The sequence below is a fragment of the Bradyrhizobium sp. NBAIM14 genome (assembly GCF_020193895.1).
GTDB classification, from domain to species: Bacteria; Pseudomonadota; Alphaproteobacteria; order Rhizobiales; family Xanthobacteraceae; genus Bradyrhizobium; species Bradyrhizobium yuanmingense.
Window position 1 is genome coordinate 151,303 of record NZ_JADYVQ010000010.1, and the last position, 21,604, is coordinate 172,906.

Consider the following 21,604-nt stretch of genomic DNA (forward strand, 5'->3'; position numbering starts at 1 on the left):
CAGGGCGGACAAACCAGCACAAAACCGCACATGACCGCCCCGGCTCAAGCGAGCCTGGGCCGGCCGCGGCGGAACATTGCCGATCATTCTGCTCGCGAAATCCCGCCCCGCCGGCGGATGCTGAGGACCAGCAAACATGCTTCGGAGCAAGCCAAATGAACGCCTACGACACGGCCGATAGCGACGACCACCCGCTGTTGAGCCGCCTCATCAAGGTCGGACTGTTCCTTCTGGCGCAGGGCATCGCCGTGATGCTGGTCGCCTTCCTGGCCCTGCTGGTGAGTTTCGGGGCGAGCTGGTCGGCGACGACCGAACAGGCCAGCCTGCTCCAGCCCGGCGAAGCACGGTCGGGCAGCCTGCTACTGAAAGAGGACGGCACTACCACGGAGGCGATTCGCCTCGGGACCGATATCGACATCACCGTGTCGGGCCCGACCTTGCGCGCCCGCGTCACGCAAGCATTCCGCAACCCGACCAAGGATTGGGTCGAGGCCACCTACGTCTATCCGCTCGCGGCCGGCGGCGCCGTCGACACACTGAAGATGGTGGTCGGCGACCGCGTCATCATCGGCGACATCAAGGAACGGCAGCAAGCGCGCGTGATCTACGAGGAGGCGCGCCGCGCCGGCCAGAAGGCCGCGCTCACCGAGCAGGAGCGGCCGAACATCTTCACCAACTCGGTCGCCAATATCGGTCCCGGCGAAACTGTGCTGGTGCAGATCGAGTACCAGGAGCCGGTGCGTCAAGTCGGCAACGAATATTCGTTGCGCCTGCCGCTCGTGGTCGGGCCGCGCTACAATCCCGCGCCGATCATCCAGAGCGTCGACTTCCGCAAGGATGGCTCGGGCTGGGGCGCGGCGACGTCGGACCCGGCGCCGGATCGCGAGCGCATCTCGCCCCCTGTGCTGGATCCCGCCAAACATCCGCCGCTCAATCCGACCAGCATCATTGTGCGCCTGCAGGCCGGCTTTGCGCTCGGCGAGGTCAAGAGCCACCATCACAACGTCAAGACGGAAAGCCCGGACAACATGACGCGCGTGGTGACGCTCGCCGACGGCACTGTCCCCGCCGACCGCGATTTCGAGCTGACCTGGAAGCCGGCTGCCGAGACAGCGCCATCGGTCGGACTGTTCCGCGAGCACATCGGCGATGCCGATTATTTGCTCGCCTTCGTCACCCCGCCGGCCGCCGAGCAGGCGACGCAGAAGCCGCCGCCGCGCGAGGTCGTGTTCGTGATCGACAATTCCGGCTCGATGGGCGGCACCTCCATCGTGCAGGCCAAGGCGAGCCTGCTCTACGCTCTCGGCCGCCTGCAGCCGAATGACCGCTTCAACGTGATCCGCTTCGATGACACCATGGACATGCTGTTTCCGGCCTCCGTGCCGGCCGATGCTGCGCATGTCGGCGAGGCGACCTCCTTCGTCGGCGCCTTGCAGGCGCGCGGCGGCACCGAGATGGTGCCGGCGATTCGCGCGGCGCTGACCGACAGGCTCGGCGACACCGGCATGGTCCGCCAGGTCGTGTTCCTTACCGACGGCGCGATCGGCAACGAGCAGCAATTGTTCGATGCGATCACGACGATGCGCGGCCGCTCGCGCATCTTCATGGTCGGCATCGGGTCCGCGCCCAACACCTATCTGATGACCCGCGCCGCCGAGCTCGGCCGCGGCGCCTTCACCCATATCGGCTCCACCGAGCAAGTGGAGGAGCGCATGCGCGGCCTGTTCGCCAAGCTGGAGAATCCGGCCGTGACCGGCCTCACCGCAAGGTTTTCCGAAGCCAATGCCGACGTCACCCCGGCGATCATTCCCGACGTCTATCGCGACGAGCCCCTGGTGCTGGCGGCGAGGCTCGACAAGCTCGCAGGCTCGCTCGAGATCAAGGGCCGCGTCGGCGACCGCCCATGGTCGGTGACGCTGCCGCTGCAAAACGCGGCCGAAGGCAAGGGCCTGTCGAAGCTCTGGGCCAGGCGGAAGATCGCCGATGCGGAGGTCGCGCGCACCCTGCGCGAGATGACGCCGGAGGAAGCTGACAAGGCGATCCTGGCGCTGGCGCTCGACCATCAGATCGTCACGCGGCTGACCAGCCTCGTCGCGGTCGACAAGACGCCAAGCCGTCCCGAAGGCGAACCGCTCAAGCTCAGCGAGCTGCCGATCAACCTGCCCGCGGGCTGGGATTTCGAGAAGGTGTTCGGCGAGCGGCCGCATCTGACGCCGACACAGCTGCACGAGCGCCATGCCGATGCGCGCAATCAGCCGGCAACGCGACGGCCTATGCCTGCTGCGCCCGATGCGATCCGCCTGCCCAAGACCGCGACCTCGGCCGAGCTGAAGATGATCGCGGGCTTCATCCTGATCGTGCTCGCCCTGATCCTGTTCGTGTTCAACCGGCGTCGGACCTTGCTCACCGACGCCGCTTGAGAGAGGAGCTCCCCCGAACTCCTCTGTTAGCGCGCGCGGCTGCCCGTCCCCTCCAAACGGCCGCGCGCGCCTTTTTTCACTGTCATTGCGAGGAGCGAAGCGACGAAGCAATCCAGACTGCCGCCGCGGAGACAGTCTGGATTGCTTCGCTTCGCTCGCAATGACGGGAGACGAAACACAATGCCCCGCTTCATCTCTCCGCTGGTCCTCGCGCTTGTCGGCCTCTTCCTGTTCGGCGACGGCGCCTATATCCATGCCAAGGCGTGGCTGGCGCAGGTGCTGCTGGAGCGCGCCTTCGACCGGAGCATTGCCACGGGACAGGCGGTAAAGCCCTGGTCCTGGGCCGACACCTGGCCGGTCGCGCGGATCGAGGTGAAGCGGATCGGTGCCAGCGCCATCGTGCTGGAAGGCACGAGCGGACAGGCGCTCGCTTTCGGGCCCGGTCATATCGAGCACACGGCTGATGCGGGCGAACGCGGGATTGCCGTCTATGCCGCCCATCGCGACACTCATTTCCGCTTCCTGAAGGATGTTGCCATTGGCGACGTCATCGACGTCACGCGCAGTGACGGTCGACACTTTCGCTATCGCGCGGATTCCTCGGCCGTGGTTCGCTTCGATGCATCCGGCATCGATCCCATGGCACAGGGTTTCGAGCTTGTTCTCGCGACCTGCTGGCCATTCGATGCCGTCACATCCGGCCCCGAGCGCTACATCGTGCATGCGACATTGATTGGCGCCGACGGCTAGATCGCCGATCGGACTGACACGCACCGGTGCGCGCTTCATTCCACCACACGGCATACCAGCCACACAGTTGCCAAAGGACTCGCCATAGAACAGAGTGACGCGACACCAATAAGAACAACAGGTGAGGTCACGCCATGGAAGCCCGTGTGTCTGCTGCGCCCGCATCACGTCCATGGTCTCCGCCGCCAGATGTCAGCGACATCGTCAAGGGCATCCATGCCATGCTGCACCCGCACAACATCGTGCTGGTGGGCGCGACCGACAAGCCCGGCAATTATGCCGAGCGCATCTGGAACAATCTGATCAAATATGGTTTCGAAGGCGGGCTCTATCCGGTCAACGCCAAGCGCGACACCGTCTGGGGCGTTCCCTGCTACAAGGATTTTGCGAGTCTTCCGGAGAAGCCCGATCACGTCCTGGTGCTGGTGCCTGCGCGCTTTGCCGTACAGGTGATCCGCGATGCCGCCGCAGCCGGCGCGCGTTCGGCCACTATCGTCACCTCCGGCTTCAGCGAGCTGCAGGATGACGAAAGCCAGAAGCTCGCTGCCGAATTGCAGGCTGCGGTGCGCGAGACGGGGCTCGCGGTCACGGGCCCGAACTGCCTCGGCAATTTGAGCGCCGGCGAAAAGCTCTTCACCAATATCGACGATCGCATCGTCACCATGGAACAGGGCGCGGTGGCGATCGCCGGCCAATCCGGCGCGATCGTCATGGCGATCCGCCAGACGCTGGAAGACCGGGGTGTCGGCGTCGGCTACATGGTGACCACGGGCAACGAGGCCGGGCTCGAGACGCCGGATCTGATGCGCTACTTCGCCGAGGATCCGAGCATCAAGGTGATCGTCGTCTACCTCGAAGGCGTGCGCAACACCAAGGCGTTCCGCGATGCCTGCAAGGCGGCACGCGCGGCGAGCAAGCCCGTGATCGCGCTCAAGCTCGGCGCCTCCGAAGGCGGCCGCGCCGCGGCGATGGCCCATACCGGCGCACTCGCCGGCTCGATCGAGACGTTCGACGCGATCGCGACGCGCGAAGGGGTGATCCGGGTCGGCGGCCTCGACGAGCTGATCGAGACCACCGAGTGCTTCGTGCACGCGGCCGTTCCGAAAGGCGACCGGCTCGCCGCTGTGACGCTGTCCGGCGGCAAGCGCGGCATGCTGATCGACGCCTTCTATGCCGCAGGCCTGAACTTCGCGCCGCTGAGCCCGCATGTCAGCGCGGAGCTGGCGAAGATGCTCGGCCCCGGCTCGATCGTCGGCAATCCGCTCGATGCTGGCTTTGCCGCAGTGGTCGATCCCTCCGTCTACATGAAATCGATCAAGCTGATGATCGACGACCCCGATATCGACATCGTCATCGTCGATGCCGAGCTGCCGAAGGCGCCGCATGAGCTGCGCGAGCGCAATTTGCGCATCGTCAACGAGATGGCGAGCCAGGCGGGCAAGCCGGTGATCTACATCAGCGCGATGTCGATCGGCTTCACCGAATACACCAAGGGCTTGCGGAAGTCGCTGCCGCATCTCGCGGTCATGCAGGGCATGGACCGCGCGGTGACCGCGATCAAGTCGCTGCTCGCCTATGCGAAGCTGCGCAAGGAGGTGCCCGATATCGTCTCGAGCTCGAAACCCGCCGCCCGCGCCGTGCTGGAGAAGACGTTGAAATCGGCGACCGGTGCTGCGCTCGACGAGGTCGCCTCGAAGAAGCTGCTCAAGGCCTACGGCATCCCGATCTCGAAGGAGGCGATCGCACAGACCGCGGCGGACGCCATCAAGATTGCCAAGCAGATCGGTTTTCCGGTCGTGGCAAAACTCGTCAGTGCGGAGATCCTGCACAAGTCCGACATCGGCGGCGTGGTGCTGAACCTCAACAGCGCAGCCGAGGTGAAGAAGGCGTTCGCCGACATCACCGCGCGCGTGGCGAAGCTCAAGGGCAAGCCGAAGCTCGACGGCATCCTGATCGCACAGCAAGTCAAGGCCGAGCTCGAGCTCGTCGTCGGCGCCTCGCTCGATGCAGAGATGGGGCCGGTCGTGCTGTTCGGCACCGGCGGCATCGATATCGAGCTGATGAAGGACGTCGCGCTCGCCGGCGCGCCGCTGGATGAGAGCGAGGCACGGCTCCTGATCGGCCGCACCAAGGCCGGCGTCAAGATGCGCGGCTATCGCGGCAGGCCGGTCTTGCACGAGGCCTCGGCGGTGAAGGCGCTGGTCGGGCTGTCCAACCTGATCGCGGATGCGGGCGATCGCATCGCCTCGATCGACATCAACCCGTTCCTGATCAACACCAGGACGGGTGTGGCCGTCGACGCCCTGATCGTGCTGAACAATGCTGCGGCAAAGCGGGCGGCCGGGCATTGAGGTGCGTAGGTCCGTAGGGTGGATTAGCGCAGCGTAATCCACCAATTCGGTGCATCCACGCGCGAGGCGTTGGCGGGTTACGCTTCGCTAACCCGCCCTACGTACCATCGTGACCTTCTTCCAACTTCCCCGCTTTGGCCGTAAAATCGCCCCTGCATGGCACGCGCGAGCAATCTTGTGATCGGAACGGCAACGCTGGCGGCGATCGCCGTGGCGTTCGGCGGCCTGCTCGGCGCGCAGAAATGGCGCACCATCCAGAGCCGCAGCCAGTTGCGCGTGGTGTTCGAGGGCGGCTCCGCCAGCGGGCTGCGCCGCGGCGGGCCGGTCAATTTCGACGGCGTGCCCGCCGGCCAGATCCTGTCGATCAAGCTGGATAGTCCGCGCAGGATCGTGGCACTCGTCATGCTCGACAACACCGCGCCGATCCGCAAGGACACCGTGGCCGGAATCGAGTTCCAGGGCCTCACCGGCATTGCCGCGATCTCACTCATCGGCGGCGCCCCCTCTGCACCGCCGGTGCCGCTGGACGCGGACGGCATCCCGGTGCTGACGGCCGATCTCAGCGACGCCGAAACCATCGTCGAAACTCTGCACAGCGTCGACCGCACCATCGTGAACAACGCCCCCGCAATCAAGGAGGGCCTGCACACGTTCGAGACCTATACCGCCGACCTCAGGAGCAAGGGCGCCGAGATCGATTCGGTCATGGCCAAGGTCGATAGCGCCTTTGCGGGCTTCGACAAGGCGGTCGCCAAGATCGAGGGCGCGGTGCCGGGCTTCGTCGATGGCAAGGCCGACGAGCTGTTCGAGAAGATCCAGGGGCTGCACGAGCTTGCCGGCACCATGAAGAAGAAGTCGGCGGCCTATCTCGACGACATTCGCCGCTCGCTGCTCGACGTCAGCGAGGCCGCCAACAAGATGAGCGGCACGCCGGCGCCGCCGCGGCCCCCGCGCAGGCCCACCGAGCAGAAGCGGTAACGCCTCTTTCTTACCCTCCACTGGAGGGGGAGGGTCGGCTCACATGGAGCGTAGCGAAATGTGAGACGGGGTGGGGTGACGGTCTCTCCCCATCCAACAGCGCCCGAGAGGAGGGATCACCCCACCCCGCTCGCGCTACGCGCGATCAACCCTCCCCCTCCAGGGAGGGTAAGGCGGAATCGGCGACGGCTCAGTAATTGCCGGCCGCCGCCCCGTTCGGAATGCCATCGATCGGACACTCATCGGTGCCGGGCGTCGAGCGGGTCATTGCCTCGACCATGTCGCGCGTGCCTTCGGGATCCCTGATCCAGTTCTTGTAGAAATCATACGGGCACGCGGCGACGCCGCGCGGGCTGTCGCCGGAATTGATCATGCCGGTGTAGCCGCGGTGAACCAGCTTGTAGAGATGGTTCTGCGACTGGCCGTTGCGGCGCGCGTCGCGGATCAGATGCTTCGACAGCTGCGCGTACTGGATGCCGTAATCCTCCTCGCCGCATTCGCCGAGCGTGCGGCCGTCGAAACCGATGATCGCGGAGTGGCCGAAATAGGAATAGACGCCGTCGAAGCCGGCGGCATTGGCGACCGCGACATAGACGTTGTTGGCCCAGGCCATCGCCTTGGAGATCATGACCTGCTGCTCCTTGGCCGGATACATGTAGCCCTGGCAGCGCACGATCAGCTCCGCGCCCTTCATCGCGCAGTCGCGCCAGATCTCCGGATAATTGCCGTCATCGCAGATGATCAGGCTGACCTTCAGACCCTTGGGCCCCTCGGAGACATAGGTGCAATTGCCGGGGTACCAGCCTTCGATCGGTACCCAAGGCATGATCTTGCGATACTTCTGCACGATCTCGCCCTTGTCGTTCATCAGGATCAGGGTGTTGTAGGGCGCCTTTTGCGGATGCTCCTCGTGGCGTTCGCCGGTGAGCGAGAACACGCCCCACACTTTGGCCTTGCGGCAGGCCTCGGCGAAGATCGCGGTCTCCTCGCCCGGCACCATTGACGCCGTCTCGTACATCTCCTTGGCATCGTACATGATGCCTTGCGTGGAATATTCCGGGAAGATCACGAGATCCATACCGGGCAGCCCGACCTTCATGCCGACGATCATGTCGGCGATCTTGCGAGCGTTGTCGAGCACCTCGGCCTTGGTGTGCAGGCGGGGCATCTTGTAATTGACCACCGCGACGCCGACCGTGTCGTTGCTGCTGGAGATGTCACCGTGAAGCATGTGGAGCGCTCCTGTTGTCTGATGCTGGCGTGGGTTAGTGGCTGATCATCCAGGGGCGTGCGGTCGGAAAGCCCTTGGCGCCGCTCCTGCTCTTGGTCATCAGCCGCGCCGGCTTTGTCCTATCCGCCGCGCTCTTGTCCTTCACGGTCTTGCCCGAGGAGCAGCAGCCGCAGCCCGGGCCGTGCGAGGCCTTATATTGCGCCAGCGTCTGCGGTGCGTGCGTGCTGCGCTCGTTGACGGCGTGCGCCTTGCGCTTCTCCGCCGGCATGCAGAAGAAGTTCGGCGCCGTCAGGATGACGCGGGGCGCCATCGTCTCGCAGTGTGGGCAGCTCTGCGGATCGTCGCATTCCGCCATCGGGCGCAGGTCCTTGAAGGGACCGCAGTCGTCACAGAGATATTCGTAGACCGGCATCGCATCACCTACGCTCTTGCCTGTTCACACAACTCGCTGCCACCGTGCGTGTGGAGACAGCACCTCACCCCGAACCCTCTCCCCGTGAGAACGGGGAGAGGGAGCGCGGCGTCACTTGTCCGGCGAGATCGGCATCTGAATGTCGCCGGTGATGTGCTTGATGGGTCCGGCCGCCGACGGCATCACGTCGAAGTCGAAGATCTCGGTCGGCAGCCATAGCGTGGCGCAGGCGTTGGGCACGTCGACGACGCCGGAGATGTGGCCCTGGCACGGCGCGGTGCCGAGGATCGAATAGGCCTGGGCGCCGGAATAGCCGAACTTCTTGAGATATTCGATGGCGTTGAGGCAGGCCTGACGATAGGCGATGTGGACGTCGAGATAGTGCTGCTTGCCGGCCTCGTCCACCGAGATGCCCTCGAAGATCAGATAGTCCTTGTAGTTCGGCGTGATCGGCGACGGCTTGAAGATCGGATTCTTGATGCCGTACTTCGACATGCCGTCTTTGATCACTTCCACCTTCAGGTGGAGCCAGCCGGCCATCTCGATCGCACCGCAGAAGGTGATCTCGCCGTCGCCCTGGCTGAAGTGCAGGTCGCCCATCGAAAGGCCCGCGCCGGGGACGTAGACCGGGAAGTAGATCTTCGAGCCGCGCGAGAGATCCTTGATGTCGCAATTGCCGCCATGCTCGCGCGGCGGCACGGTGCGCGCACCCTCGGCGCCGATCTTGGCTTTCACATCGCCCTTGGCGCGGCCGCCATGGGCGGTCGGCGCGAACGGCGGATTGGCAAGGCCGGGCACGCGGGTCGGGTTGGTCGAGATCAGCTCGGCCTCGCGCTTATTCCAGGTGTCCAGCATCTTCGGATCGGGCAGACAGCCGATCAGGCCGGGATGGATCAGACCGGCAAAGTTGACGCCGGGCACGTGACGCGAGGAGGTGTAGAGACCTTTGATGTCCCAGATCGACTTCTGCGCCAGCGGGAAATGGTCGGTGAGGAAGCCGCCGCCGTTCTGCTTGGAGAAGAAGCCGTTGAAGCCCCACAGGCTCTCCTTGAGCGGACCGACGTCGAGCAGGTCGACGACGAGAAGGTCGCCGGGCTCGGCGCCCTTGACGCCGATCGGGCCGGAGAGGAAGTGCACGATCGACAGGTCGATGTCGCGCACGTCGTCGGCGGAATCGTTGTTCTTGATGAAGCCGCCGGTCCAGTCATAGGTCTCGATGATGAAATCGTCGCCGGGATTGACCCAGGCCACGATCGGGATGTCGGGGTGCCAGCGGTTGTGCACCATGTCGTTTTCATAGGCCGACTTGGTGAGATCGACCTTGATCAGTGTCTCTGGCATCGAGATGCTCCCCTTTTACACGGTTGGTTAGACGGACAGATATTTCGAGACCTGCGCGGCATCGACGGCATCGCGCGGATCATCGCGCACGATCTCGCCGTTCTCGATCACCAGCACGCGATCGGCGATGTCGAGCGCGAAACTGAGGACCTGCTCGGACACGACGATCGACAGCCCCTTCTCGTCGCGGATGCGCTTCAACGTGCGCGCCATCTCCTTGATGATCGAGGGCTGGATGCCTTCGGTCGGCTCGTCCAGCAGCAGCACCTTCGGCTTGGTGGCGAGCGCGCGCGCGATCGCCAATTGTTGCTGTTGCCCGCCGGAGAGATTGCCGCCACGGCGGCCCTTCATCTCCAGCAGCACCGGGAACAGTTCGTAGATGTCGTCAGGCACCTCGGAGCCGCCGGAGACGACGAGCCCGGTCTCGATGTTCTCCTTCACCGTCATGGTGGAGAAGATCATGCGGCCCTGCGGCACGTAGGCGAGACCCTTGGCGACGCGCTCAAAGCTCTTGAGGTTGCCGAGCTCGGCGCCATCCATGTTCACCGAGCCGCTCTTGGCCGGCAGGATGCCCATCAGCGACTTCATCAGCGTGGTCTTGCCCATGCCGTTGCGGCCCATGATCGCAACGATCTCGTTCGCCGCCACCTTGACGTTGAGCCCGTGTAGCACCTCGCTCTGGCCGTAGGCGACGTGGAGATCAGAAATAGCCAGCATCAGCGTGCTCCTTGCTTCTTGCGCATGATCTTGTCCGGAAACCGGACGCCACTTTCCGGGATCATGCGCTAGTGACCGAGGTACACTTCGATGACCTTGGGATCGTTCTTCACCTTCTCCATCGTCCCTTCCGAGAGGATCTGGCCCTGGTGCAGCACGGTGACCTTGTGCGCGATGTCCTCGACGAACTTCATGTCGTGCTCGATCACCAGCACCGAACGGTTCTTGATGATGCGGTTGAGCAGCTCGGCGGTCTTGGCGCGCTCGGACACGCTCATGCCGGCGACGGGCTCGTCGAGCATCAAGAGGTCGGGATCCTGGATCAGCAGCATGCCGATCTCGAGCCACTGCTTCTGGCCGTGGCTGAGCTCGTCGGCATAGGTGTTGAGCTTGTCCTTGAGGAAGATCATCTCTGCGACCTCCTCGACCCGCTCCTTCACCAGCTGGTCGCGCTGGAAGGTCAGCGAGCCGAACACGGTGCGGCCGCGCGGAAACGAGATCTCGAGGTTCTCGAATACGGTGAGATCCTCGAACACCGACGGCGTCTGGAACTTGCGCCCGACGCCGGTCTGCACGATCTCGTTCTCCTTCATCTTCGTGAGCTCCTTGCCACGAAACTGGATCGAGCCCGAGGTCGCCTTGGTCTTGCCGCAGATCAGATCGAGCACCGTGGTCTTGCCGGCGCCGTTGGGGCCGATGATGACGCGGATCTCGTTCTCCTCGACATAGAAGGAGAGATCGTTGACCGCCTTGAACCCGTCGAACGAGACGGTGAGGCCGGAGACCGCGAGCAGGAAGTCCTTGGGCTGGTGACCGATGAGCATGATCGCCTCCTCACTCTGCCGGCGCGCCGTCGGCGACGGAATTGTCGGTCCAGCCAGACTTCGGCTTGCGCGAGGCGAACAGCCGGTCGATGCGCGGCTGCACGTAATCGGCCCAGAGCCCGGACAAGCCGTTCGGGAAAGCGAGCACGACGGCGATGAACAGCGCGCCGAGGCCGAACAACCAGAGTTGCGGGAAGGATTCCGACAGGCTGGTCTTGGCGAAATTCACCAGGATCGCGCCCCAGACCGCGCCGAAGATCGACATCCGCCCGCCGACCGCGGTGTAGATCACCATCTCGATCGACGGCACGATGCCGACGAAGGACGGCGACATGAAGCCGACGTTGAGCGCGAACATGGCGCCGCCGATCGCGGCGAAGACCGCGGCCATGCAGAAGGCAAAGATCTTGAAATTGGCGACGCTGTAGCCGGAGAAGCGGACGCGGTCCTCCTGCTCGCGCATCGCCACCAGGATGCGGCCGAGCTTGGTCAGGCGGATGAACTGCGCGATGCCGATGCAGGCGAACAGCAGCACCACCTCGACGAAGTACAGGATGATCTTGGCGTGATCGGGCCGGATGTCCCAACCCTTCAGCGTGCGCAGATCGGTCATGCCGTTGATGCCGCCGGTATAGCCCTGCTGGCCGACGATGAGGATGGTCAGGATGGCGGCGACGGCCTGGGTGATGATCGCGAAATAGGTGCCGCCGACGCGGCGCTTGAACATCGCGGTGCCGATGATCAGAGCGAACAGGCCGGGCACCAGGATGATGGCGAGGATGGTGAAGGTGAGGCTGTGGAACGGCTGCCAGAAGAACGGCAGCGCCGTGATCTGATTCCAGTCCATGAAATCGGGGATGCCGGGCGTCGACTGGATCTTGGTGTTCTCGACGCTGGAGGCCTCGAGCTTGAGGAACATCGCCATGCAATAGCCGCCGAGTCCGAAGAACACGCCCTGCCCCAGGCTCAAGATGCCGCCGTAGCCCCAGCACAGCACGAGGCCGATCGCGACGAAGGCATAGGTCAGATATTTCGCGACCAGATTGAGGCGGAAGACATCCAGCGTCAGCGGCAGGATCACGAACAGCACGGCGGCGAGCGCAATGAAGCCCATCAGTTCGGATCGATTGAAGAAGCGTGAGTTGATGATCATGACTTGCCTGCTTCTCGTTATTTGCGGACCTTGAGGGCGAACAGACCCTGCGGCCGCAGCATCAGGATGCCGACGACGGCGAGCAGTGTGAGCACCTTGGCCATCGAGCCCGACATGAAGAACTCGAGCGTCGATTGCGTCTGCGAGATCGAGAAGGCCGAGGCGATGGTGCCGAGCAGGCTGGCGGCGCCGCCGAACACGACGACGAGGAAAGTGTCGACGATGTAGAGCTGGCCCGACGTCGGCCCGGTCGAGCCGATCATGGTGAAGGCGCTGCCGGCGACACCGGCGATGCCGCAGCCGAGGCCGAAGGTGTAGCGGTCGACCTTCTCGGTGTTGATGCCAACCGCGCCGGCCATGATGCGGTTCTGCACGACCGCGCGGACCTGACGGCCCCAGCGCGACATGTAGAGAACGTAGGCGACCGCAATGGTGATCAGCACGGTGAGGCACATCACGAAGACGCCGTTGATCGGCACCTCGATGCTGTCGGTGACGCGGAGCGAGCCCAGCATCCATTGCGGCAGCTCGACGCCGACCTCGCGCGCGCCAAACACCGAGCGATATGCCTGCTGCAGCATCAGGCTGAGGCCCCAGGTGGCGAGCAACGTGTCGAGCGGGCGCTTGTAGAGGTGCCGGATCAGCACCCATTCCACCAGCATCCCCAAGGCGCCGGAGGCGAAGAAGGCCAGGATCATCGCGAGGAAGAAGTAGCCGCTGAACAGGCTCGGCAAATTAGCCTGGAAGAGATTGGAGGTCATCCAGGTGACGTAGGCGCCGAGGATCATGAACTCGCCATGGGCCATGTTGATGACGCCCATCTGGCCGAAGATGATCGCAAGGCCGAGCGCCATCAGGACATAGACGGAGAACAGGATCAGTCCGGCAAACCCCTGCATGACGAAGATCGAGCCGAGGTCGCCAATCGAATAGTCGCCGAACATCCATGTCCTCCGTCGGGAAAGGGTCCCGCGTCGCGAGCAGGTTCGCGACGCGGGGGCTTGAGGCATGGACTTGCGATCCACGCCAGGGAGCGGTTTTGCCTTGAGGGGGTGCGACGGGCGCCGCGACTTACCGGTAACGCTTCTTACTGGTAACCCTTCGGGAACGGATCCGGCTCGACGAGATCGGCGGTCTCGTAGATCAGCTCGAACTGGCCATCGAGCTTGGCGCGCCCCACCCGGGTCTTCGACCAGAGGTGATGGTTCTCGTGGATGCGCACATAGCCTTCCGGCGCGCCCTTGAACTCGACACCCGTAGAAGCCGTGGCGATCTTGTCGACGTCGAAAGAGCCGGCCTTTTCGACCGTCAGCTTCCACAGCCACGGGCCGAGATAGGCAGCCTGGGTGACGTCTCCGATCACGGTCTTCTCGCCCCACATCTTCTTGAACGCCGAGACGAAAGCCTTGTTGTTCGCATTGTCGAGCGACTGGAAGTACTTCATGCAGGCATAGGCGCCCGCGATGTTCTCACCGCCGATACCGTCGATCTCGTCCTCGGTCACCGAGATCGTCAGCAGTGCCTGCTTGGAGAGATCGATGCCGGCCGCCTTGAGCTGCTTGTAGAAGGCGACGTTGGAGCCGCCGACGACGTCGGTGAAGATCACGTCCGGCTTGGTCAGCTTGATCTTGTTGATGACCGAATTGAACTGCGTCGAGCCGAGCGCATAATATTCCTCGCCGACCACTTTGCCCTTGAGCACGTTCTCGACGTGCTTGCGCGCGATCTTGTTGGAGGTGCGCGGCCAGATGTAATCCGAGCCGATGAAGAAGAAGGACTTGGCGCCCTTCTCCTTGGCGATCCAGTTCAGGCCGGCGAGAATCTGCTGGGTCGCTTCCTGGCCGGTATAGATGACGTTCTTGGACTGCTCGAGGCCTTCGTAGAAGGTCGGGTAGTAGAGCATGCCGTTATATTGCTCGACGACCGGCAGCACCGCCTTGCGCGAGGCCGAGGTCCAGCAGCCCATGATCGCCGCGACCTTGTCGTTGACGAGGAGCTTCTTCGCCTTCTCGGCGAAGGTCGGCCAGTCCGATGCGCCGTCCTCCTGGATGAACTTGATCTTGCGGCCGAGCACGCCGCCGGCCGCGTTGATCTGCTCGATCGCAAGCTTTTCGGCCTGGATCGAGCCGGTCTCGGAGATCGCCATGGTGCCGGTCGCCGAATGCAGGATGCCGACCGTGACCTCGGTGTCGGTGACGGCCAGACCCGTGGTGTTGACCGCCGAGGTCGCCGGCGCCTGCGCAAATGACCCGCGCGGCAGCATGGTGATGGCCGGGACCGCGGCCATTCCCATCAATAATTTGCGCCGCAGCGGCGACAACAGGCCCTTGTTTGCTTCGTCTGACATGAGCACCCCACTTTTGTTCGAGAACACGCGATTGGTGCCCGTGAGGATGGCTCGAATTTATGCAGCCCACGCATACGCAAGATCGCGTATACTGCACCGCAAAATGCCGACGTAGGCTTCTGGTACGGAATTTGCGAGGGGTCCGGGTCCGTATCGGGAGTGGGGTTAAGTGGCAGGGCGGCAGCGAATAGACCGCGTCAGGCGCCAGTACAATCAATGGGTCGCCAACCAGACGCTGGAAGATTACGCCCTGCGCTTCACCGCCAAGAGCGCGCGGCGCTGGTCCGCCGCCCGCGTCGCTAACACGGCACTGGGCGCGATCTCGTTCCTGGCGATGGAGGCGATCGGCGGGACCATCACGCTGAACTATGGCGTCACCAACGCGACTGCCGCCATCGTCGTGGTTTCCATCATCATCTTCGGCTGCGGGGTGCCTATTGCGTATTATGCCGCCAAATGCGGCATCGACATCGACCTGCTGACGCGGGGGGCCGGCTTCGGTTACATCGGCTCGACCGTCACCTCGCTGATCTACGCCTCCTTCACCTTCATCTTCTTCGCGATCGAGGCCGTGATCCTCGCCTCAGCACTCGAGATGTGCTTCGGGATTCCGCGGCCGGTGGGCTATCTCATCAGCGCCGTCGTCATCATCCCGCTGGTGGCCTACGGCATCACGCTGATCAGCCGCTTCCAATTGTGGACGCAGCCGCTGTGGGTGATCCTTCACATCATTCCGTTTGCCGCGATCGCCTGGCACAACCCGCGCTCCTTTGCGGAGTGGCACAAGTTCTCCGGCGAGCACGGCGACCTCAACGGGCATTTCGATCTCCTGCTGTTCGGCGTTGCGGCCTCGGTCGTGTTCTCGCTGGTGGCGCAGATCGGCGAGCAGGTCGACTTCCTGCGGTTCCTGCCGCGCGACCGCCGCGCCTCCAGGGCCTCCTGGTGGATGGCGCTGATGAGCGCGGGGCCGGGCTGGATCGTGCTGGGCGCGCTGAAGCTGCTGGCGGGCTCGTTCCTCGCCTTCTTCGCACTCAGCCACGGCGTGCCGCCCGAAGAAGCCGCCGAGCCGGCGCACATGTATCTCGAAGCGTTCCGCTATGTGCTGTCGCAGCCCGACCTCGCTTTGGCCTTGACCGGCACCTTCGTGATCCTGTCGCAGGTCAAGATCAACGTCACCAACGCCTATGCCGGCTCGATCGCCTGGTCGAATTTCTTCTCGCGCTTGACCCACAGCCATCCCGGGCGCGTGGTCTGGCTGGTCTTCAACGTCGTCGTGGCCCTGCTGCTGATGGAGATCGGCGTCTACAAGGCCCTGGAGCAGACGCTGGCGCTCTATTCGAACGTCGCGATCGCCTGGGTCGGCGCGCTGGTCGCCGACCTCGTCATCAACAAGCCGCTCGGACTGCGGCCGCAGCAGATCGAGTTCAAGCGCGCGCATCTCTACGACGTCAATCCGGTCGGCGTGGGAGCGATGACGATCGCGACCATCGTCTCGATCAGCGCCTTCTACGGCCTGTTCGGGCCGACCGCGAAGGCGCTGTCGGCCTTCATCGCGCTCGCGGCGGCCTTCCTCACGGCGCCGTTGATCGCCTGGGCCACAGGCGGCAAATACTACATCGCGCGCAAGCCGAAGCGGAGCTGGCAGAACATCGAGGCGATCCAGTGCTGCATCTGCGAGCACTCGTTCGAGCCGGAGGACATGGCCTCCTGCCCCGCTTACGCCGGCCCGATCTGCTCGCTGTGCTGTTCGCTGGACGCGCGCTGCCACGATCTCTGCAAGCCGCATGCGAGATTCCAGGCGCAGGTGTCGGAAACGCTGGGCCGGCTGATGCCGCAGCCGATCTACGCCCGGATCAACTCGCAAGTCGGCCATTATATCGGCGTGTTCGTGGTCTCCGCCGGGCTGATCGCCCTGGTGCTGGGACTCATCTATCTACAGACGTCGGCGAATGTGCACGGCGACAACGAGCTCGTGTCCGACGTGCTGTGGAAAGTGTTCTTCTCCCTCAGCATCATCATCGGCGTGGTGGCGTGGCTGTTCGTGCTGGCGCAGCAGAGCCGCCGCGCCGCCGAGGCCGAGACGCGGCGGCAGACCGCGCTGCTGATCCAGGAGATCGACGCGCACAAGCGCACTGACGCCGAGCTCCAGCGTGCCAAGGAGGTCGCCGAATCCGCCAACCTCGCCAAGAGCCGTTATGTGGTCGGCCTGAGCCACGAGCTGCGCTCGCCGCTCAATGCGATCAGCGGCTATGCGCAACTGCTCGAGCAGGATACGACGCTCGGCGCCAAGCCCCGCGACCAGGTCCGCGTCGTCCGCCGCAGCGCCGACCATCTCTCCGGCCTGATCGACGGCATCCTGGACATCTCCAAGATCGAGGCGGGGCGGCTGTATCTGTCGCGCGACGAGGTGCGCTTGAGCGAGTTCCTCGACCAGCTCGTCGGCATGTTCCGCCTCCAGGCCGCCGCCAAGGGCATCGACTTCGTGTTCAGGCGGCCGCCGACGCTACCGCGGGTGGTCTATGCCGACGAGAAGCGGCTGCGTCAGGTGCTGATCAACCTGCTCTCGAACGCCATCAAGTTCACCCAGTCCGGCAGCGTGCAGTTCGTGGTGCACTACCGCAGCCCGGTCGCCGAGTTCGAGGTGATCGACACCGGCCCGGGTATCCAGGGCGGCGACCTCGAACGTATCTTCGCACCATTCGAGCGGGGTGCGCTCGGCGCGTCGCAGCCGCAGACCGGCACCGGCCTCGGGCTCACCATCAGCCGCCTGCTCGCCGGCGTGATGGGCGGGGACATCAAGGTCACGAGCACGGTCGGCACCGGCTCGACCTTCAGGGTCAAGATCCTGCTCTCGGAGGTCGCCAATCCCCAGCGGATCGCGCCGGTGGAGGCGCCGGTCTCAGGCTATCACGGCCCGCGCAAGACCATCCTCGTCACCGACGACGATCCCGTGCATCGCGACCTCCTGCGCGAGGTGCTGACGCCGCTCGGCTTCATCCTGCTCAGCGCACCCGACGGCGCCGGCTGCCTCGCATTGGCGCAGCATTGCCGGCCCGATCTGTTCCTGCTCGACATCTCGATGCCTGCCATGGACGGCTGGGCGGTCGCCGAGGCCTTGCGCGCCAGCGGCCATCATCAGGCCCGCATCCTGATGGTGTCGGCAAGCGCGCTCGAGGCTCATGGCACGCCGCTGGCGCAGCCCTTCCACGACGGCTACCTGATGAAGCCGATCGACATCCCGCGGCTGCTGGCGACGATTCGCCAGCTTCTCAAGATCGAATGGCAATACGGCTCGCATGAGGTCGCGGTGCCGTTCTGGCATCCGGAGACCGGATCGAAGCCGCCGCTGCGGCACATCGAGGCGCTGATCGGGCTCGGCCAGATCGGCTACGTCAAGGGCATCCAGCTGAAGCTGGACGAGATCGGCAGCGAGCACCCCGAGCATGCCGACTTCGTCGCGCAGATGCGGTCGCTGGTCGATCGCTTCGATCTCGACCAGTACATGGACACATTGAAGACGTTGCATGCTTATGAGCATTGAATCGAAGAAGCGCGACGTCGCGCTCGTCGTCGACGATTCCCCGGAGACGCTCCGGCTGCTCACCGACGCGCTCGACGGCGCCGGCATGACGGTGATGGTGGCGCTCGACGGCGCCGCGGCGATGCGAATCATCGACCAGATCACGCCCGACATCATCCTGCTCGATGCCGTGATGCCCGGCATCGACGGCTTCGAGACCTGCCGCCGGCTCAAGCGCGACGCGGGTCTCGCCAATGTCCCGGTGATCTTCATGACGGGTCTGGCCGAAACCGAGCACATCGTGCGTGGATTGGAAGCCGGCGGCGTCGACTACGTGACCAAGCCGATCGTGATCGAGGAGATGCTGGCGCGCATCCGGGTCCATCTCGGCAATGCCCGGCTGACCCAGAGCGCGCGCGCCGCGCTCGACGTCTCCGGCCGTTTCCTGTTCGCGGTCAATCGCCAGGGCAGCGTGCTGTGGGCGACGCCGCAGGCGCAGAAGCTGCTATCCGATCATCACGGCGCGCAGACCGACGACTTCGTGCTGCCGCCGACGCTGCTGCAATGGCTCGAGCAGGCGAAGGCCAAGAGCGGCTCGAAATCCCAGGCCGCGTCGCTGCCCGATAGTCCGCAGCTCCGCTTCTATTACATGGGCGAGACCGCGCCGAACGAATTCCTGCTGCGGCTGTCCAAGGAAGCCGGCACCGCGCTGCCGCCCGAATTCACCAGCGAGCTCGGCCTCACCACGCGCGAAGGCGAGGTGCTGGCCTGGCTCAGCAAGGGCAAGACCAACCGCGACATCGCGCAAATTCTGGGCCTCAGCCCGCGCACCGTCGACAAGCACCTGGAGCAGATCTACGCCAAGCTCGGCGTCGAGAACCGGACCGCCGCGGCCGCGATCGCCGCGAATGCGACGCGGCGGAATTCTTGAGCGTGGTGTAGATGAGTTGAGGCGCTGCCAACCGAGCAAATGGTGTCGTCCCGGACAAGCGCAGCGAAGCGGAGCGCCGATCCGGGACCCATAACCCCAGGGAGTAGTTTGGCGAAGGCTCGGAGTGACCAGCTCGCTCTATAACCACCGCCTGGGAGTATGGGTCCCGGGCTCGCTTCGCGCCCCGGGACGACAGTGGCGATCGCTAACCTCGCCTTACATCGGCATCGTCAACTGTAGACGAAAGCCTTGTCGTCCAGGTCCGTCTTCGGAATCTCGTCCTTCTCGGTCCAGTAATCCTGGCTGTGCTGCCATTCCGGCTTGTCGCCGCGCTTGGGCAACAGGTTCATGTTGCGCATCATGTAGCCGGGATTGAAGTTTTCCGGATCGATCCAGGGCAGGATCGGCATGTTGTGGTCTTCAGGCCGCAGCTTGACCTCGACCTTCTTTGCACCCTTCGCCTTCATGTGGCCGAGCAGCCGGCAGACAAAATCGGCGACGAGATCGACGCGCAGCGTCCAGCTGGCGCGGAAATAGCCGAACACCCAGACCATGTTCGGCACGCCCGTGAACATCATGCCGCGATAGGTGACGGTGTCGCCGAAGGCCAGCGGCTTGCCGTCGATCTCGAAGGCGATATCGCCGAGCGCGGCAAGATTGAAGCCGGTCGCTGTGACGACGACATCGGCCTCAAGCAGCTTGCCGGACTTGAGCTGGATGCCATTCTCGACGAAGCATTCGATCTCGTCGGTGACGACGGAGGCCTTGCCGCTGGCGATGCCCTTGAACAAATCGGCATCCGGCACGAAGGCGATGCGCTGCCGCCACGGCCGGTATTTTGGCGTGAAATGGGTCTCGACGTCGTAGTCGGGACCGAGCACGGCGCTGATCTGGCCGATCAGCTCCTTCTTCACCTGCTCGGGCTTGGACACGCAGAGCTTGGTGAACGCATCCTGCTCGAACAGGATCTTGCGCCGCACGATCTCGTGGATCCAGGCTTCATCGACCTGCAACCGGCGCAGCTCTTCCGCGATCTCGATGGCGTTGCGGCCGAGGCGGAAATAGGTCGGCGAGCGCTGCAGCATGGTGACATGGGCGCACTTGTCGGTGATGTTCGGCACCAGTGTTGCCGCGGTCGCGCCCGAGCCGATCACGACGACCTTCTTGTTCGTGAGGTCGATATCGTCGGGCCAGGTCTGGGGATGGACGATGCGGCCCTTGAAACGGTCCATGCCCTTCCATTCCGGCGTGTAGCCTTCGGAATGGCGATAATAGCCCTGGCACATCCAGAGGAAGTTCGCCGTGAAGGTCTTGGGCTCGCCGGTGTCGGTCGTCACGGCGTCAATGGTCCAGAGATTCTGCTCGCTCGACCAGCTCGCGGAATTGATCTTGTGCTTGTAGCGAATGTGCCGCGCGATATCGTTGTCGTCGATCACCTCCTTCATATAGGAGAGGATCTCTTCGGCGGTCGCAATCGGCGGGCCGACCCAAGGCTTGAAGCTGTAGCCGAAAGTGTGGAGATCGCTGTCGGAGCGGATACCGGGATAGCGATGTGTGCTCCAGGTGCCGCCGAATGTTTCCTGCGTCTCCAGGATGACGTAGCTCGTGCCCGGCAGCTGCTTCTGGATGTGATAGGCGCTACCGATGCCGGATATGCCGGCGCCGACGATCAGCACGTCGAAATGTTCAGAAGCCTGTTTGGCCGTGGCGTGACTGCGAACAGCGACATTCATTGTTGCTTCTATGCCTTGCTTGTCTTTGTGGCCGTCCTTGATTGGACGGCGCGTTTCCTCCGCGACGGGCATGATCACCCGCCGCGCCTCCGCTTCAAAATGACATAGATCAAGTCGCGGTCAAATCACAGTGCCGCACCCCAGCTCCGCGCGGTCTGCACGATCCAGTCGCGATAGAGCGTCAGCGGCGTCACGCCGGTCAAGCCGCCGCAACCGGCGGCGCCGTTCGGTCCTGTCGACCAGCTGATGAGGCCGACGAGCACGGGACCGTTCGACCTGTCCTCGAACACGGGGCCGCCGGAATCGCCGGTGCAGGCGCCAATTCCGCCGCGAACACCGTTGGTTACGGGATCGACCAGACGAATCTGCAGCGTGCCGGGCTGCCCGGTTGCAACGAGGCCGGCCACGCGCGTGGTGCCGCCGCTCTTGCCATCACCGAGAACCGTGACGCCGATGCCGGCGACGACGAAGCGACTGCCGACCTGAATTGGAATCGTGGGCATGCCGACCGTCACCGTGGATTTTCCCTTCAGTGGAATTTCCAACTGCAGCAGCGCCACGTCGGCGGTGGCGCGATGCGCCTGCATCGCCTGCATGTTGAAGTTCGGATGGATCGCGACGGTGCGCACGTTCAGCAATTGCGGCTGGCCGTCGCCGCCGCGATCGACCACCTTGTAATCCGCGCCCGGCGGCACGCAATGGGCGACCGTCAACACCAGCCTCGGGGCGATCAGGCTGCCGGTGCAGAAATTGCCGCGCGAGCCGACGATGGTGACGACGGCGCGGGCGACGCCATCTGCCTGCGGCGTGCCGCCGCCGACGATGGCGTGAGCGGGCGCAGCGAGCAGCAGCGTAGCTGCGATGAGGGTGGCGAGCTTCTTCATGGGAACACGCAT

The 21,604-nt window shown here is 64.3% G+C and carries 16 protein-coding genes; 6 read left to right on the top strand and 10 right to left on the bottom strand.

Going from position 1 to position 21,604, the window contains the following annotated elements; all coding sequences use genetic code 11:
• The first annotated feature begins 155 nt into the window (after positions 1-155).
• From I6F28_RS23210 to I6F28_RS23225, 4 genes are all read left to right on the top strand, one after another.
• Positions 156-2,420: a marine proteobacterial sortase target protein gene (locus I6F28_RS23210; protein WP_225141242.1), complete on the top strand. Its 2,265-nt coding sequence runs from the start codon at positions 156-158 to the stop codon at positions 2,418-2,420.
• A gap of 180 nt (positions 2,421-2,600) precedes the next feature.
• Positions 2,601-3,170 carry a class GN sortase gene (locus I6F28_RS23215; RefSeq protein ID WP_225141244.1) on the top strand — a complete coding sequence of 190 codons (570 nt, stop codon included), beginning with the start codon at positions 2,601-2,603 and terminating at the stop codon, positions 3,168-3,170.
• Between the two features lie 134 nt (positions 3,171-3,304).
• Positions 3,305-5,521: an acetate--CoA ligase family protein gene (locus tag I6F28_RS23220; RefSeq protein WP_225141246.1), complete on the top strand. Its 2,217-nt coding sequence runs from the start codon at positions 3,305-3,307 to the stop codon at positions 5,519-5,521.
• A 156-nt stretch (positions 5,522-5,677) separates the two neighbouring features.
• Entirely contained in the window at positions 5,678-6,499 is an 822-nt protein-coding gene (locus tag I6F28_RS23225; protein ID WP_036002108.1) for an MlaD family protein, read from the top strand.
• Positions 6,500-6,689: 190 nt separating this feature from the next.
• Here the strand turns inward: I6F28_RS23225 and I6F28_RS23230 are convergent, their stop codons facing one another.
• From I6F28_RS23230 to urtA, 8 genes are all read right to left on the bottom strand, one after another.
• A complete protein-coding gene (locus tag I6F28_RS23230; protein WP_225141248.1) occupies positions 6,690-7,730 on the bottom strand; it encodes an aliphatic amidase in 1,041 nt (346 codons plus the stop codon).
• A gap of 34 nt (positions 7,731-7,764) precedes the next feature.
• Positions 7,765-8,142 carry an FmdB family zinc ribbon protein gene (locus I6F28_RS23235; RefSeq protein WP_109142111.1) on the bottom strand — a complete coding sequence of 126 codons (378 nt, stop codon included), beginning with the start codon at positions 8,140-8,142 and terminating at the stop codon, positions 7,765-7,767.
• Between the two features lie 111 nt (positions 8,143-8,253).
• Entirely contained in the window at positions 8,254-9,483 is a 1,230-nt protein-coding gene (gene fmdA / locus I6F28_RS23240) for a formamidase (RefSeq protein ID WP_028133835.1), read from the bottom strand.
• Between the two features lie 27 nt (positions 9,484-9,510).
• Positions 9,511-10,200: an urea ABC transporter ATP-binding subunit UrtE gene (gene urtE, locus I6F28_RS23245; RefSeq protein ID WP_036002119.1), complete on the bottom strand. Its 690-nt coding sequence runs from the start codon at positions 10,198-10,200 to the stop codon at positions 9,511-9,513.
• A gap of 68 nt (positions 10,201-10,268) precedes the next feature.
• Positions 10,269-11,024 (bottom strand): urea ABC transporter ATP-binding protein UrtD, encoded by a 756-nt coding sequence (gene urtD / locus I6F28_RS23250; RefSeq protein WP_057025953.1) that lies wholly within the window; start codon positions 11,022-11,024, stop codon positions 10,269-10,271.
• A 10-nt stretch (positions 11,025-11,034) separates the two neighbouring features.
• Positions 11,035-12,177, bottom strand: coding sequence for an urea ABC transporter permease subunit UrtC (gene urtC / locus I6F28_RS23255; RefSeq protein WP_057025952.1), 1,143 nt, complete (start codon positions 12,175-12,177; stop codon positions 11,035-11,037).
• Positions 12,178-12,194: 17 nt separating this feature from the next.
• A complete protein-coding gene (urtB, locus tag I6F28_RS23260; RefSeq protein ID WP_225141260.1) occupies positions 12,195-13,121 on the bottom strand; it encodes an urea ABC transporter permease subunit UrtB in 927 nt (308 codons plus the stop codon).
• Positions 13,122-13,264: 143 nt separating this feature from the next.
• Positions 13,265-14,524 (bottom strand): urea ABC transporter substrate-binding protein, encoded by a 1,260-nt coding sequence (gene urtA, locus I6F28_RS23265; protein ID WP_036002134.1) that lies wholly within the window; start codon positions 14,522-14,524, stop codon positions 13,265-13,267.
• Positions 14,525-14,693: 169 nt separating this feature from the next.
• Here urtA and I6F28_RS23270 point away from each other — a divergent pair, with 169 nt between their 5' ends.
• Positions 14,694-18,065: a hybrid sensor histidine kinase/response regulator gene (locus I6F28_RS23270; RefSeq protein ID WP_225141262.1), complete on the top strand. Its 3,372-nt coding sequence runs from the start codon at positions 14,694-14,696 to the stop codon at positions 18,063-18,065.
• On the top strand, positions 18,049-18,975 hold the full coding sequence (locus tag I6F28_RS23275) for a response regulator (RefSeq protein WP_081494488.1): 927 nt from the start codon (positions 18,049-18,051) through the stop codon (positions 18,973-18,975). The genes I6F28_RS23270 and I6F28_RS23275 overlap by 17 nt, the downstream gene beginning before the upstream one ends.
• A gap of 230 nt (positions 18,976-19,205) precedes the next feature.
• On the opposite strand, the gene I6F28_RS23280 is transcribed toward I6F28_RS23275, so the two are convergent.
• Entirely contained in the window at positions 19,206-20,708 is a 1,503-nt protein-coding gene (locus I6F28_RS23280) for a flavin-containing monooxygenase (RefSeq protein WP_225141264.1), read from the bottom strand.
• A gap of 125 nt (positions 20,709-20,833) precedes the next feature.
• The gene (locus I6F28_RS23285) at positions 20,834-21,592 is read right to left on the bottom strand and encodes a S1 family peptidase (RefSeq protein ID WP_225141266.1); all 759 of its coding nucleotides are present in this window, start codon (positions 21,590-21,592) and stop codon (positions 20,834-20,836) included.
• Positions 21,593-21,604 lie beyond the last annotated feature (12 nt).

Excerpts from the sequence above, each read along its gene's own strand:
- urtE (WP_036002119.1), bottom strand. The coding sequence starts at position 10,200 with ATGCTGGCTATTTCTGATCTCCACGTCGCCTACGGCCAGAGCGAGGTG.
- I6F28_RS23210 (WP_225141242.1), top strand. The coding sequence starts at position 156 with ATGAACGCCTACGACACGGCCGATAGCGACGACCACCCGCTGTTGAGC.
- fmdA (WP_028133835.1), bottom strand. The coding sequence starts at position 9,483 with ATGCCAGAGACACTGATCAAGGTCGATCTCACCAAGTCGGCCTATGAA.
- I6F28_RS23215 (WP_225141244.1), top strand. The coding sequence starts at position 2,601 with ATGCCCCGCTTCATCTCTCCGCTGGTCCTCGCGCTTGTCGGCCTCTTC.
- I6F28_RS23280 (WP_225141264.1), bottom strand. The coding sequence starts at position 20,708 with ATGAATGTCGCTGTTCGCAGTCACGCCACGGCCAAACAGGCTTCTGAA.
- urtD (WP_057025953.1), bottom strand. The coding sequence starts at position 11,024 with ATGCTCATCGGTCACCAGCCCAAGGACTTCCTGCTCGCGGTCTCCGGC.
- I6F28_RS23225 (WP_036002108.1), top strand. The coding sequence starts at position 5,678 with ATGGCACGCGCGAGCAATCTTGTGATCGGAACGGCAACGCTGGCGGCG.
- I6F28_RS23220 (WP_225141246.1), top strand. The coding sequence starts at position 3,305 with ATGGAAGCCCGTGTGTCTGCTGCGCCCGCATCACGTCCATGGTCTCCG.
- urtB (WP_225141260.1), bottom strand. The coding sequence starts at position 13,121 with ATGTTCGGCGACTATTCGATTGGCGACCTCGGCTCGATCTTCGTCATG.
- I6F28_RS23285 (WP_225141266.1), bottom strand. The coding sequence starts at position 21,592 with ATGAAGAAGCTCGCCACCCTCATCGCAGCTACGCTGCTGCTCGCTGCG.
- I6F28_RS23235 (WP_109142111.1), bottom strand. The coding sequence starts at position 8,142 with ATGCCGGTCTACGAATATCTCTGTGACGACTGCGGTCCCTTCAAGGAC.
- I6F28_RS23230 (WP_225141248.1), bottom strand. The coding sequence starts at position 7,730 with ATGCTTCACGGTGACATCTCCAGCAGCAACGACACGGTCGGCGTCGCG.
- I6F28_RS23275 (WP_081494488.1), top strand. The coding sequence starts at position 18,049 with ATGCTTATGAGCATTGAATCGAAGAAGCGCGACGTCGCGCTCGTCGTC.
- urtC (WP_057025952.1), bottom strand. The coding sequence starts at position 12,177 with ATGATCATCAACTCACGCTTCTTCAATCGATCCGAACTGATGGGCTTC.
- urtA (WP_036002134.1), bottom strand. The coding sequence starts at position 14,524 with ATGTCAGACGAAGCAAACAAGGGCCTGTTGTCGCCGCTGCGGCGCAAA.